Genomic DNA, 12,966 nt, shown 5'->3' on the forward strand with positions numbered 1-12,966 from the left:
TCGCTACAAGCGGACCGATGAGCGTGTTCAGACACCTAGAGCCTGGACTTTGTGGTTCAGATTACGCCTCGGTTCCGCACCTCTGAGCCGGCTGGACACTGGACGGTAGCCTAGGGCATTGGACCCTGTATGTACAAGGCAAGTGGGCGCAGCGGGCTTCTTTGGTATTGGCAAGGGAGCTTAGGTTTATGTTTTTTCTCGGAATTGACGTTTCTAAGGCGAAGCTGGATTGCGCGCTGCTTGGCAGCGATGCCAACAAACGCAAGACCAAGGTCGTACCCAACTCGATAGCGGGCGTGCAGACGCTGCTGCAGTGGTGCGCCAAGCAGGGAGCCGAGCCGGCGCAGTTGCATGCCGTGCTCGAGCCCACAGGGCAATATCACGAGCAGGCCGCCACGGCCCTGCATGACGCTTCGGTCAGTGTCTCGTTGGTCAACCCTGCCCAGGTGCGCGATTTCGCCGGGGCGCTGGCGGTGCGCTCCAAAACCGATGGGATCGATAGCTACGTGCTGGCCCGCTACGGTCAGGCGCTCAAGCCTGGGCTGTGGCGCCCCGCACCGCTGCATGCCCGTCAACTACGGGCCTTGTTGGCTCGGCGCGACGCGCTGGCCAAGGATCTGCAGCGCGAACTCAATCGCCAGGAGAAGACGCAGTTCAGTGATCCACCCGTGCTGGTCGAGGGATCCATCGCCAAAACGATCGCGTTCCTGCGCGAAGAGATCAAACGCCTGGATCATGCGATCAATGACCACATCGACCGCCACCCGGACCTGAAGGAGGATCGGGAACTGCTGACCAGCATCCCCGGCATCGGGGATCGAGCGGGGAACTCGATCCTGTCGATCATGCATAACCGGCCCATCGAGTCAGCCGAGGGCTTGGCCTCCTACTTGGGGGTGGTGCCGGTGCAACGCCAGTCCGGCACCAGTCTGAACAGCCGGCCGCGGCTATCTAAAACGGGTCCCAGCACAGTACGTGCCACCCTCTACATGGCCGCTATCGTCAGCAAGCGCTTCAACCCACACGTTGGTGCGCTTTACGCGCGACTCTTAGCAGCTGGAAAGAGCAAAATGGCCGCGCTAGGCGCGGCCATGAGAAAGCTGGTACATCTATGCTTCGGCGTGCTTAAAACTCGGACACCGTATCGGCCCGACTACGCCTGAACGCTTGACGGTCAAGACGGTATCTGAGAACAACGCCGCTTGCGTCAGGCCGTCTTGCGCGGCTTGCGCGGGGCGTTGCGGGCGAGCCTGTCGTACACGGCGTTGGGCAGCAGGCGCATCAGCTTGGCCACCACACCCATCTGCCACGGAATCACCGTGTAGCTCGTGCCCTTGTCGATTGCCGCGCGGGCGCGCGATGCGAAGGCGTCGGCTTCCATCAGGAAGGGCATCGAGTACGGGTTGTGCGCCGTCATGGCGGTTTTGATGTAGCCGGGCGCGATCGTCACCACGCCAATGCCCTGGGCGGCCAGTTCAAGTCGCAGGCTCTCGCAATACGTCACCACCGCCGACTTGGACGCGCTGTAGGCGCCCGCCCCGGGCAGGCCGCGCACACCGGCCACGCTGGCGATGCCGACCAGCCGCCCCGCCCCCGCCGCGCGCATTGGTCCGATGAAGGGCTCGAAGGTGGAGACCGTGGCCAGCAGGTTGGTGTCGACGATGGCCTTGAACACGTCGAAATCCTCGCCATGATCGGTCAGCGTGCCGGCACTGATGCCCGCGCTGGCGATGACCACGTCCACCCTGCCCTGGCAGAACGCGATGAAGTCCTGCGCCGCGGCATGCAGCGCCTGGCGGTCGCGCACGTCGACGGCATAGCAGCGGTGGACGCCAGGCAGACTGCCGGCCAGTTCCTGCAGCGCGTCCTCGCGCCGGCCCAGCAGGCCCAGCGTGGCGCCCGATGCGGCGTATTGCTGCGCCAGCGCGCGGCCCAGCCCGCTGCTGGCGCCGGTGATGAAGACGTTGACCATGTGTGCCCGTCGCTGTGTTGGCGTTGCAAAGAATTAGGGCACGCTCTCGCGTGCCCTAACGTTGACTACCGGCTTAGCCGTGCAGGGAAGCGTGAAGCTCTTGCAGCGGGTACACCTGCAGGCCGAGGCCCTGGCGCAGATACTGCATGCCTTCGACCGCGGCGCGGGCGCCGGCGATGGTCGTGAAGAAGGTCACGCGGGCGGCCAGCGCCTGGGTGCGGATGGTGCGCGAGTCGGCGATGGCGTTGCGGCGTTCTTCGACGGTGTTGATGACCAGCGAGATTTCGCCGTTCTTGACCATGTCGACGATGTGCGGACGGCCTTCGTTGACCTTGTTCACCACTTGCACCGGAATGCCGGCGGCTTCGATCTCGGCGGCCGTGCCGCGCGTGGCGACCAGCTTGAAGCCCAGGGTGTGCAGGCCGCGCGCCACTTCGACGGCGCGGGGCTTGTCCTGGTTCTTCACGCTGATGAACACCGTGCCGGATTCCGGCAGACGCACGCTGGCTGCCAGCTGCGATTTCACGAAGGCTTCGCCGAAGCTCATGCCCACGCCCATCACTTCGCCGGTCGACTTCATTTCCGGTCCAAGGATGGTGTCCACGCCCGGGAACTTCACGAACGGGAAGACGGCTTCCTTGACCGAGAAGTAAGGCGGCACGACTTCCTTCGTGATGCCTTGCGCGGCAAGGGTCTGGCCGGCCATAGCGCGCGCGGCGATCTTGGCAAGCTGCAGGCCCGTGGCCTTGGAAACGTAGGGCACCGTGCGCGAGGCACGCGGGTTCACTTCCAGCACGTAGACGTCGCCGCCCTGGATGGCGAACTGTACGTTCATCAGGCCGCTGACGTTCAGGGCCTTGGCCATCATCGTGGTCTGGCGCTTGATTTCGGCGATGACTTCCGCCGACAGCGAGTACGGCGGCAGGCTGCACGCCGAGTCGCCCGAGTGCACGCCGGCCTGCTCGATGTGTTCCATGACGCCGCCGATGAAGACGGTTTCGCCGTCGGCCAGGCAGTCCACGTCGACTTCGGTGGCGTTGTTCAGGAAGCGGTCCAGCAGCACGGGCGAGTCATTGCTGACCTTCACGGCTTCGCGCATGTAGCGCTCGAGGTCCTGCTGCTCGTGCACGATTTCCATCGCGCGGCCGCCCAGCACGTAGCTGGGACGCACGACGAGCGGATAGCCGATTTCGGCAGCGTGGGCCAGGGCCTCGCCTTCGGTGCGCGCGGTGCGGTTGGGCGGCTGACGCAGGCCAAGCTTGTTGAGCAGCTTCTGGAAGCGCTCGCGGTCTTCGGCGACGTCGATGGATTCGGGGCTGGTGCCGATGATGGGCACGCCGTTGGCTTCCAGGGCGCGCGCCAGCTTCAGCGGGGTCTGGCCGCCATACTGGACGATCATGCCGACCGGATTTTCCTTGTGGACGATTTCCAGCACGTCTTCCAGCGTCAGCGGCTCGAAGTACAGACGGTCGGAGGTGTCGTAGTCGGTGGACACGGTTTCCGGGTTGCAGTTGACCATGATGGTCTCGTACCCGTCATCGCGCAGCGCCAGCGCGGCATGCACGCAGCAGTAGTCGAACTCGATGCCCTGGCCGATCCGGTTCGGGCCGCCGCCCAGCACCACGATCTTCTTGCGATCGGTGGGCGCGGATTCGCACTCTTCCTCGTACGTGGAGTACATGTAGGCGGTGCGGGTGGCGAATTCGGCGGCGCAGGTGTCGACGCGCTTGTAGACCGGGCGCACGTTGAGCTGGTGGCGCAGCTTGCGCACTTCGGATTCCGAGGAATCCAGCAGGAACGCGAGGCGGCGGTCCGAGAAACCGCGGCGCTTCAGTTCGAACAGCGTGGCGTAGTCCAAGTCGGCCAGCGTCTTTTGCTCGAGCGCCAGCTCGATGTCGACGATTTCCTTGATCTGCGAAAGGAACCACGGGTCGATGTGCGTGATGTTGTGCACTTCGTCCAGCGTGAAGCCTTGCGCGAAGGCGTCGCCCACGTACCAGATGCGTTCCGGACCGGGTTCGCCCAGTTCGACCTGCAGCTTTTCGCGGTCGGTGGTCTTCTGGTTCAGGCCGTCGACGCCCACTTCCAGGCCACGCAGCGCCTTCTGGAACGATTCCTGGAAGGTGCGGCCGATGGCCATGACTTCACCCACGGACTTCATCTGGGTGGTCAGGCGCGCGTCGGCGGTGGGGAATTTTTCGAAGGCGAAACGCGGCACCTTGGTGACCACGTAGTCGATCGTCGGTTCGAACGAAGCCGGCGTTGCGCCGCCGGTAATTTCGTTGCGCAGCTCGTCGAGCGTGTAGCCGACGGCCAGGCGCGCGGCGACCTTGGCGATGGGGAAACCCGTGGCCTTGGAGGCCAGCGCCGACGAACGCGACACGCGCGGGTTCATCTCGATGACGATCATGCGGCCGTTCTTGGGATTGACGGCGAACTGCACGTTCGAGCCGCCCGTATCCACGCCGATCTCGCGCAACACCGCGATCGATGCGTTACGCATGATCTGGTATTCCTTGTCGGTCAGCGTCTGGGCCGGCGCGACGGTGATGGAGTCGCCCGTGTGGACGCCCATCGGATCCAGGTTTTCGATGGAGCAGACGATGATGCAGTTGTCCGCCTTGTCGCGGACCACTTCCATCTCGAATTCCTTCCAGCCGAGCAGCGATTCTTCGATCAGGAGTTCGCTGGTGGGCGAGGCTTCCAGGCCGCGGCGGCAGATGGTTTCGAATTCTTCGGCGTTGTAGGCGATACCGCCGCCCGAGCCGCCCATCGTGAAGCTGGGGCGAATGACGGCGGGAAAGCCGGAGGTGCCGACTTCGGCCGCGATGCGGCGCTGCACTTCCCAGGCCTCGTCCATGCTGTGGGCCACGCCCGACTTGGCCGATTCCAGGCCGATGTCGGTCATGGCCTGCTTGAACTTCTGGCGGTCTTCGGCCTTTTCGATGGCGTGTTCGTTGGCGCCGATGAGTTCGACGTTGTGCTTCTTGAGCACGCCGTGGTGGGCCAGGTCCAGCGCGCAGTTCAGCGCGGTCTGGCCGCCCATCGTGGGCAAGAGCGCATCGGGCTTTTCACGCTCGATGATCTTTTCGACGGCTTGCCAGGTGATGGGCTCGATGTAGGTGACGTCGGCCGTTTCCGGGTCCGTCATGATCGTGGCCGGGTTGCTGTTCACCAGGATGGTGCGGTAGCCCTCGGCCTTGAGCGCCTTGCAAGCTTGCGCGCCGGAGTAGTCGAATTCGCAGGCCTGCCCGATGATGATGGGGCCGGCGCCGATGATGAGAATGCTTTTTAGGTCTGTACGCTTGGGCATGATGCAATCTTTACTTTTGGCCGGACATCAGGCTGATGAACTTGTCGAACAGCTCGAGGATGTCGTGCGGACCCGGGCTGGCTTCGGGGTGACCCTGGAAGCAGAAGGCCGGGCGGTCGGTGAGCTCGAAGCCTTGCAGCGTGCCGTCGAACAGCGACACGTGCGTCACGCGCGCGTTGGCGGGCAGGCTGGCCGCGTCGACGCCGAAACCGTGGTTCTGGCTGGTGATGAACACGCGCTTGGACGCCAGGTCCTGCACAGGGTGGTTGGCGCCGTGATGGCCCGTCTTCATCTTGACGGTCTTGCCGCCCACCGCCAGGCCCATGATCTGGTGGCCAAGGCAGATGCCGAACACGGGCAGCTTCTTGTCCAGGAAGGCGCGGGTGGCGTCGATGGCGTAGTCGCAGGGCTCGGGGTCGCCGGGGCCGTTGGACAGGAACACGCCGTCGGGATTGAGCTTGAAGACCTCTTCGGCGGAGGTCTGGGCGGGCACCAGCGTGATGCGGCAGCCGCGGTCGGCCAGCAGGCGCAGGATGTTGCTCTTCACGCCGTAGTCGTAGGCGACCACGTGGAACTTGGACTGGTCGGGCGACGTGTATCCGCCTTCGAGCTGCCAGGTGCCTTGCGTCCAGCCGGTGCTTTCCTTGATGGACACGACCTTGGCCAGATCCTGGCCGGCCATGCCGGGAAAGCCGCGGGCGAGTTCAACGGCGCGCTCGGCGTCGGAACCCACGAGGATGCACGCGCCCTGGGCGCCCTTTTCGCGCAGGATGCGCGTGAGCTTGCGGGTGTCGATGCCGGAAATGGCAACGATGCCCTGCTCGTTCAGGTAGTCAGGCAAGGATTGCGTGGAACGGAAGTTCGACACGCGCGCGGGGCAGTCGCGTACCACCAGGCCGGCGGCATAGACGCGATTGGATTCCACGTCTTCGGCGTTGACGCCGGTGTTGCCGATGTGCGGATAGGTCAGCGTGACGATCTGGCCGCTATAGCTGGGATCGGTGAGAATTTCCTGGTACCCGGTCATCGCGGTGTTGAACACCACTTCGGCGACGGTATGGCCAGGCGCACCGATCGACACGCCTCGAAAAATGGTACCGTCCGCCAGAGCCAGAATTGCAGGAGGGAAGCGGTTGATCCCCTCGGGAAAGAGTTGCGGCAGCACAGTAAACCCCGGTTTTAGAATCGATAATCAAACCTTCGGATTATACCTTGACCGGCCGTTTTTCCCGGAGAACCGCGCCAAATAAGGCCGAAATCGGTGTTTTCGGCTGTTTTGCCGCGTCGTTGCGCGGCATTCCATGACCGCCCTCGGCCTTGCAGCGGACAGCGGCGTGGCGGCGTCGGTGATACGCTAGCAGCACCTTCAACCCTAGCCTGCTGCGAGTCGTATAAGTCCATGCCCAGCCAACTTGACGCCCTGCGTGATCACACCACCGTTGTCGCCGATACCGGCGATTTCGAAGCCATGAAGGCGTTGCGCCCCACCGACGCGACCACCAACCCGTCCCTGATTCTGAAGGCCGTGCAGCAGGACGCCTACCGCCCGCTGCTGGAAAAGACCGCGCGCGAACACCGCGGCGCGTCCACCGCCGAGCTCATGGATCGCCTGCTGGTCGCCTTCGGCCGCGCGATTCTGGACATCGTGCCGGGCCGCGTCTCCACCGAAGTGGACGCCCGCCTGTCGTTCGACACCCGTGCCACCATCGAGCGCGCGCGCGGCCTGATCGCCCTGTACGAGGCCGCCGGCATCCCGCGCGAGCGTGTGCTGATCAAGATTGCCTCCACCTGGGAAGGCATCCAGGCCGCCCGCGTCCTGCAGTCCGAAGGCATCCGCTGCAACCTGACCCTGCTGTTCTCGCTGCCGCAGGCCGTCGCCTGCGCCGATGCGCACGTGCAGCTCATCTCCCCGTTCGTGGGCCGCATCTACGACTGGCACAAGAAATCGGCCGGGGCGTCGTGGGTCGAAGAGGACAATGCCGGCGCGCGCGATCCCGGCGTCCAATCCGTCACCAATATCTACCGTTACTACAAGCACTTCGGGATCCCCACGGAGATCATGGGCGCGAGCTTTCGCAATGTCGGGCAGATCCTTGCCTTGTCGGGCTGCGACCTGCTGACGATCAGCCCGGACCTGCTGAACAAGCTGGCCTCCACCGAGGGCGACGCCCCGGCGCAGCTTCGCGTCAGCGACGCGCGCGGCGGCATCGAACGCATCGGCGCGGATGAAGTCACGTTCCGCACCCTGCTCAATGAAGATGCGATGGCCAGCGAAAAACTGTCCGAGGGGATCCGACTGTTTGTGGCCGATGCCATCAAGCTGGACGCCCTGATCGACGCGCAGCGAGGCTGAGCCAGCGTGGCGCGCGGCACCCGTCCGCGCGCCCCTTTCCTAGCGGTGGTCGTGGGAGTGCACCTGCAGCGCTTCCAGGAACCGCGATACCATGTTGTACGCGGCGATTGTCGCCGTCAGCTCGACCACCAGTTTTTCCGACCCCATGGCCGCCCGGACGGCATCGAACACCGCTTCGGGAACCTGCACGTGACGCGTCATGGCGTCCGTATAGGCCAGCACCGCCCGTTCGCGTTCGCTGAACAGACCCGAGGTCTCCCAGGCATCCAGCGCGTCGAGCTGCGCCTGGGACACGCCTTCCTTCAACGCGATCGGCGCATGCTGGTCGGACTCGTAGGGCGCGCCGTTGATGGCCGCCACCCGCATGATGACGAGCTCGCGCAGATCGCCCGGCAACGTGCTGAGCTGCCGGATCGACGTCAGGTAGTTCAGCCAGCCGTCGGCCACGGCGGGACTGTGCAGCAACATCTGATACAGATGCAGCACACTGCCCCGCTGCGCGACGATGCGTTCCACCAGGGGCCGCGCTTCGGGATGAGTCAAATCAGCGTAGGGCAAACGGGCCATGCGAACTCCGGATGGTTAAGGGCAGCAAATGCACACATTCTCACAATATCTTTGACATAATGGCACTACCTCCGCGCGTCCACGGTTACTCACTCGCATGAATGCGCCCACAGAATCCTACCCCCAATTCACTCTCGCCAATTGCGATAGCGAACCGATACATATACCGGGCGCCATCCAGCCGCTGGGGGCGCTGCTCGCGTTCGACATGGACGGCACGCTGCGCTACGCCAGCGAAAATGCCGCCCAGCTGCTCGACACGTGTCTGACGCTGGACCAGCCCTGCGCGCCCGAGGCGCTGCCGCCCGGTCTGGCATACTGCCTGTCCACGTGGATCGGCAACCCTGACCCCATTTTCGATCCGCTGACCATCACGCTGGATCGCGCCACGTATGACGTCATTGGCCATCGCAATACCGATGGACTGACCATCGTCGAACTCGAGCGCCGAGCCGACGGCGTCGGCATTGCCGCCCCCGAGCGCATCTATCGCAGCATCGAGCGCGTGCGCCGGCAGCGCGACATTCCCTCGCTTCTGGACAGCATGGTGCGCGAAGTGCAGCGCGCCACGGGCTTTGACCGGGTGATGGCGTATCGCTTCCATCCCGACGACAGCGGCGAGATCGTGGCCGAACAGCGCCGCGCCGACCTGGACGACTGGGTGGGCCGCCGCTACCCCGCCGGCGACATCCCGGCGCAGGCGCGCCGGCTCTATACGGTAAACACCCTGCGCCTGATCGCCGACGCGACCTACCACCCCGTGCGCGTGCTGAGCGGCCCGTCGCCGGAGCCGCGCGCGCTGGACATGAGCTTTTCGGTCTTGCGCAGCGTGTCGCCCATCCATCTGGAATACATGGCGAACATGGGCGTGCGGGCGTCGATGAGCCTGTCGCTGGTGATCGGCGGCCGCCTGTGGGGCATGATCGCGTGCCACCACCACACGCCGCGGGCCTTGCCGTACCCTGCCCGCCTGGCGTGCGAAGCCATGGCGCAGGTCGTTGCCGCCACCGTGTCTGGCATCGAAGCGAACGAACGGGCTGAACAATCCCGCCAGAACGCCGCGCTGGTCAGCAAGCTGGTCGAGCGCGTGTCGGCCTCTGAAAACGTGCATCAGGCGCTGTCGCAGGGCGGCGAAACGCCCGCCTCGCTGGTCCCGAACGACGCCGCGCTTTGCCTCTGGAGCAACAGCGTCACCGTGTTTGGCGGCATTGCGCCGCGCGGCGAACTGGCGGGCATTCTGAACGCGCTGGACCAGAGCGGGCAGCGCGTGGTGCACACCACCAACATCGCGCGCGATTTCCCTGAATTGCAGACCGAAATCGTCCCGTACGCGGGGCTGCTTGCCTGCAAGTTCGACCCCATGAACAACGGCTGGCTGATCTGGCTGCGCAAGGAACAGATCGAGACCCTTGTATGGGGCGGCAAGCCGGAAAAGCAGTACGCCGTCGGCAGCCTCGGTCCGCGCCTGACTCCGCGCGGCTCGTTCGAAGCCTGGCGCGAAGTCGTGCGCGGGGTCTGTCTGCCCTGGCTGCCCTCCGAACTGGAAGCCGTGGACAATCTGCGCGACGAGCTCTCACACATTTCGACCAGCCGCGCCGCCGACGTCGACCGCGCCCGCACCGCGCTGCTGGCCATGCTGGGCCACGATCTGCGCGACCCGCTGCAATCGATCTCCATGGCCGCAACGCTCTTGTCGCGCACCGATACCGGGGCGCGCATGGGTGAACGCATCCGCTATTCCAGCGGCCGGATGCAGCGCCTGATTTCGCAGGTGCTGGACCTGTCGCGCCTGCAGGGCGGGCTGGGATTGGGCATCGAAAAGCGGCTGTGCGACCTGTCGGCATTGGTCAACGGCCTCATCGAGGAAAAGCGCCAGGCTTACCCTGGCCTGCGCATTGAAACCGACGTGCCGGACGGCCTGACGCTCATGGCCGATACCGACCGCATCGCGCAGGTGGTGACCAACCTGATGAGCAACGCGCGCCAGCACGGCGCGCCGCGTCAGCCCATTGTGGTGAACGCGGCGGCTTCCGGCGACGGCGTCACGCTCAGCGTCATCAACCATGGCGAGCCGATCGCCGATGACGTGCTTGCGCATTTGTTCTCGCCCTTCAAGCCGGAGTCCGTGGGCCAGTCGCGCAACCGCACCGGCCTCGGCCTTGGCCTGTACATCGCCGAGCAGGTCGTGCGCGATCACGGTGGCGACATCTCGGTCCAATGCCGCGACGGGCTCGTCATCTTCACGGTCTCGTTGCCCCGCGCCTTGCCGGAATCAACCCCCTCTTGAACCTGGGAGACATAACTTGAACGAAGTGCGCGCCATGCGCGTCCTGCTGGTGGACGACAACGAAATGGGATCGGAACTGCTGGCCGAGTTCCTGGCGCTTTCGAACCTGGAGACGCGGTGCGCCGCCACCGGCGCCGAAGCCCTGGAGCTGGTCGGCACGTTTGCGCCGGATGCCGTGCTGCTGGATATCCTGCTGCCCGACATGGACGGCTACGAGCTGGCCAAGCGCCTGCGCGAACGCGCCAATCCGCCGCGCATCTACGCGCTGAGCGGCTTGGCGCGGCACGAACGACGCGATGCCATCAATGGCATCTTCACCGGATGGATCGAAAAGCCGGCGGACCCCGACGCGCTCCTGGCCATTCTGCACGAGGCCACCTGACGGTTCTTTCATGATGCAATCCGACACCCTTGGCCGACTGGCCGTGAAGGGCGTGCAGCTCAAGGTGCTCAGCCAGATCTTTCCGGTGCTGCGCCACGAAGTCCTGGGCCCGCTGTCCAGCGCCTCTCTCGCGGCCGCCATGCTGCGCCAAGCTCCTGAAGGCGCCAGCGACGAAGCCGTGCAACAACGCTGCGAGCGCCTCGCCGGCGACCTTTCCGACATGCTCGACGAAAGCGTGAACGTGGTGCGCGACCTGGAAGGATGGCTGAGCGACGGCGGCGCCAACGTGGCGTGCGGCGACCTGCTGCAGGACTGCCGCAAGCTGATGTTTTCGCACCTGCTGCTGTCGCACCACGGCATTCGCTGGCCGGAGCAAGTCGCCCACGCCGACGTGCCGCTGTTCAGCACCCGTTACCTGGTGCTGGCGTGGTTGTTGTGCCTGTTGCCGCTGGTGCCGGCCGACACCCACCTTGAACTGGATGCCTCCGAACCCGGCGTCTGGCGCGCCCGCGTCCCCGAAGGCGAAGCGGCCTCTGAACGGCCGCCCGCGTTCGACGCCCAGGAAGTCGAGCTGCTTGCGACGGCGGCGGGCTGGCGGCTGGAACGCCAGGACCGGTGCTGGTCGCTGCATCTGCCCGCTTAACCGATTCCATCGAGACTCGTCTCGTCAAGACCCTTCACTACAAGAACGCCATGATTTCTCCCGTCCACCAGGTGCTGCGCGAAGGCACCCGCGACCGACACGAAACGCTGGATCATGGCCTGGCGCTGGCCGACGGCGATGTGGACCGGGGCAACTATCTGGCTTACCTGCGTGCGCTTCTGGGATGGCTGGAACCGTTGGAAGAGCGGCTCTGGCAACTGAATTGGCCGCGGGAACTGCGTGCGCCGGAACGCGCCGGCAAGACCACCTGGCTGTACGAAGACCTGCGGGCGGCCGGCGATACCGCGCCCATCGTTCATTGCGCGCATCCGCCGCAGGTGGCGGCGCCTGACGCCTACGCATTGGGCGTCGCGTACGTCGTGGAAGGTTCGCAGTTGGGCGGCCGGTTCCTTGCCAAGCGGCTGCAGGCGGCGGCGCCCGACCTGCCCCGGCGGTACCTGCGCGGCTATGAAGAAGAGGTGGGACCGCTGTGGAAGGCGTTCTTGCTGTATCTGGACAGCGAGGCTGGCGCGCGGGACCGCGAGGCGCAAGCGCTGCAAGGCGCCCGTGACGCGTTTGACAGCCTGACCGGCTGGCTGCGCAGCCAGGGTGCGCTGCGGGCCTGAGCCCGGCAGCGCACCGGCAAGGCATCTATAGCTTTTCGGTTTCGCCCGACTTGGGCTGCCACTTCATCAGGCGCTTTTCGCCGACCCCGACGATGGTGTCCAGGATCAGGGCAAAGGCCGTCAGCACGATGATGCCGGCAAACACGGTGTTCACGTCGAACGTGCCCTCGGCCTGCAGGATCAGGTAGCCCACGCCGCTTGCCGACCCGAGGTATTCGCCCACGACCGCGCCCACGAAAGCAAGCCCCACCGACGTATGCAGGCTGGAGAACACCCAGCTTGTGGCCGACGGCAGATACACATGGCGCAGCAACTGGCGCTTGCGCGCCCCCAGCATGCGGGCGTTGTCCAGCAAGGTGGGACTGACTTCGCGCACGCCCTGGTAGACGTTGAAGAACACGATGAAGAACACCAGCGTCACGGCCAACGCCACCTTGGACCAGATGCCCAGGCCGAACCACATGCCGAAAATGGGTGCCAGGATGACGCGCGGCATCGAGTTGGCCGCCTTGATGTACGGGTCGAGGATGGCACTGGCGCGCGGCGACAGCCCCAGCCACAGACCAAAGCCCAGACCCGCGATCGTGCCGATGAAAAACGCCAGCACCGTCTCGGTCAGCGTGACGGCCAAGTGGGTGTAGATGTCGGCATTGGTGACGAACCACGCCCAGATCCGCCCCCAGACCTTCAGCGGCTCGCCAAAGAAGAAGGCGACCTTGGGATCGCGCGACGCGAAATGCCAGACGGCCAGGATGATGACGAGAAGCAGCAATTGCCAGATGCGCAGGCTGCCGGAACCGGATTTATTCAGTTTGGGCATGGT

Annotated in this window: 11 protein-coding genes; 6 read left to right on the forward strand and 5 right to left on the reverse strand. The window is 65.0% G+C overall.

What is annotated here, in order from left to right; all coding sequences use genetic code 11:
- The first annotated feature begins 188 nt into the window (after positions 1-188).
- Positions 189-1,163, forward strand: coding sequence for an IS110 family transposase (locus H4P35_RS20000; protein ID WP_142051405.1), 975 nt, complete (start codon positions 189-191; stop codon positions 1,161-1,163).
- 44 nt (positions 1,164-1,207) lie between these two features.
- Here the strand turns inward: H4P35_RS20000 and H4P35_RS20005 are convergent, their stop codons facing one another.
- The 3 genes from H4P35_RS20005 to carA form a co-directional block, all read right to left on the reverse strand.
- On the reverse strand, positions 1,208-1,972 hold the full coding sequence (locus tag H4P35_RS20005; RefSeq protein WP_056326819.1) for an SDR family oxidoreductase: 765 nt from the start codon (positions 1,970-1,972) through the stop codon (positions 1,208-1,210).
- Between the two features lie 73 nt (positions 1,973-2,045).
- On the reverse strand, positions 2,046-5,285 hold the full coding sequence (gene carB, locus H4P35_RS20010; RefSeq protein ID WP_056326817.1) for a carbamoyl-phosphate synthase large subunit: 3,240 nt from the start codon (positions 5,283-5,285) through the stop codon (positions 2,046-2,048).
- Between the two features lie 10 nt (positions 5,286-5,295).
- The gene (carA, locus tag H4P35_RS20015) at positions 5,296-6,450 is read right to left on the reverse strand and encodes a glutamine-hydrolyzing carbamoyl-phosphate synthase small subunit (RefSeq protein ID WP_180098128.1); all 1,155 of its coding nucleotides are present in this window, start codon (positions 6,448-6,450) and stop codon (positions 5,296-5,298) included.
- A gap of 234 nt (positions 6,451-6,684) precedes the next feature.
- Here carA and tal point away from each other — a divergent pair, with 234 nt between their 5' ends.
- The gene (tal, locus tag H4P35_RS20020; RefSeq protein WP_180098127.1) at positions 6,685-7,638 is read left to right on the forward strand and encodes a transaldolase; all 954 of its coding nucleotides are present in this window, start codon (positions 6,685-6,687) and stop codon (positions 7,636-7,638) included.
- Between the two features lie 39 nt (positions 7,639-7,677).
- Here tal and H4P35_RS20025 read toward each other — a convergent pair whose 3' ends face one another.
- Positions 7,678-8,205 carry a carboxymuconolactone decarboxylase family protein gene (locus H4P35_RS20025; RefSeq protein WP_226846658.1) on the reverse strand — a complete coding sequence of 176 codons (528 nt, stop codon included), beginning with the start codon at positions 8,203-8,205 and terminating at the stop codon, positions 7,678-7,680.
- Positions 8,206-8,302: 97 nt separating this feature from the next.
- Between H4P35_RS20025 and H4P35_RS20030 the strand changes: the two genes are divergently transcribed.
- Genes H4P35_RS20030 through H4P35_RS20045 form a run of 4 tightly spaced genes read left to right on the forward strand, consistent with a single transcriptional unit; the run spans position 8,303 to position 12,143 of the window.
- The gene (locus H4P35_RS20030) at positions 8,303-10,492 is read left to right on the forward strand and encodes an ATP-binding protein (protein ID WP_226846659.1); all 2,190 of its coding nucleotides are present in this window, start codon (positions 8,303-8,305) and stop codon (positions 10,490-10,492) included.
- Between the two features lie 25 nt (positions 10,493-10,517).
- Positions 10,518-10,874 (forward strand): response regulator, encoded by a 357-nt coding sequence (locus H4P35_RS20035; RefSeq protein ID WP_223576540.1) that lies wholly within the window; start codon positions 10,518-10,520, stop codon positions 10,872-10,874.
- A 10-nt stretch (positions 10,875-10,884) separates the two neighbouring features.
- On the forward strand, positions 10,885-11,517 hold the full coding sequence (locus H4P35_RS20040) for a hypothetical protein (protein WP_056326804.1): 633 nt from the start codon (positions 10,885-10,887) through the stop codon (positions 11,515-11,517).
- Positions 11,518-11,567: 50 nt separating this feature from the next.
- Positions 11,568-12,143, forward strand: a complete 576-nt coding sequence (locus H4P35_RS20045) for a biliverdin-producing heme oxygenase (protein ID WP_180098125.1) — start codon at positions 11,568-11,570, stop codon at positions 12,141-12,143.
- 25 nt (positions 12,144-12,168) lie between these two features.
- Here H4P35_RS20045 and H4P35_RS20050 read toward each other — a convergent pair whose 3' ends face one another.
- The gene (locus tag H4P35_RS20050; protein ID WP_056326801.1) at positions 12,169-12,963 is read right to left on the reverse strand and encodes an ABC transporter permease; all 795 of its coding nucleotides are present in this window, start codon (positions 12,961-12,963) and stop codon (positions 12,169-12,171) included.
- Positions 12,964-12,966: the final 3 nt, after the last annotated feature.

It is taken from the genome of Achromobacter sp. 77 (genome assembly GCF_020541125.1).
Classification (GTDB): domain Bacteria; phylum Pseudomonadota; class Gammaproteobacteria; order Burkholderiales; family Burkholderiaceae_B; genus Achromobacter; species Achromobacter mucicolens.

Bases quoted from the DNA above. Each gene is read 5' to 3' on its own strand.
- H4P35_RS20005 (WP_056326819.1), bottom strand. From the start codon at position 1,972: ATGGTCAACGTCTTCATCACCGGCGCCAGCAGCGGGCTGGGCCGCGCG.
- H4P35_RS20045 (WP_180098125.1), top strand. From the start codon at position 11,568: ATGATTTCTCCCGTCCACCAGGTGCTGCGCGAAGGCACCCGCGACCGA.
- H4P35_RS20040 (WP_056326804.1), top strand. From the start codon at position 10,885: ATGATGCAATCCGACACCCTTGGCCGACTGGCCGTGAAGGGCGTGCAG.
- H4P35_RS20000 (WP_142051405.1), top strand. From the start codon at position 189: ATGTTTTTTCTCGGAATTGACGTTTCTAAGGCGAAGCTGGATTGCGCG.
- H4P35_RS20025 (WP_226846658.1), bottom strand. From the start codon at position 8,205: ATGGCCCGTTTGCCCTACGCTGATTTGACTCATCCCGAAGCGCGGCCC.
- H4P35_RS20050 (WP_056326801.1), bottom strand. From the start codon at position 12,963: ATGCCCAAACTGAATAAATCCGGTTCCGGCAGCCTGCGCATCTGGCAA.
- tal (WP_180098127.1), top strand. From the start codon at position 6,685: ATGCCCAGCCAACTTGACGCCCTGCGTGATCACACCACCGTTGTCGCC.
- carB (WP_056326817.1), bottom strand. From the start codon at position 5,285: ATGCCCAAGCGTACAGACCTAAAAAGCATTCTCATCATCGGCGCCGGC.
- H4P35_RS20030 (WP_226846659.1), top strand. From the start codon at position 8,303: ATGAATGCGCCCACAGAATCCTACCCCCAATTCACTCTCGCCAATTGC.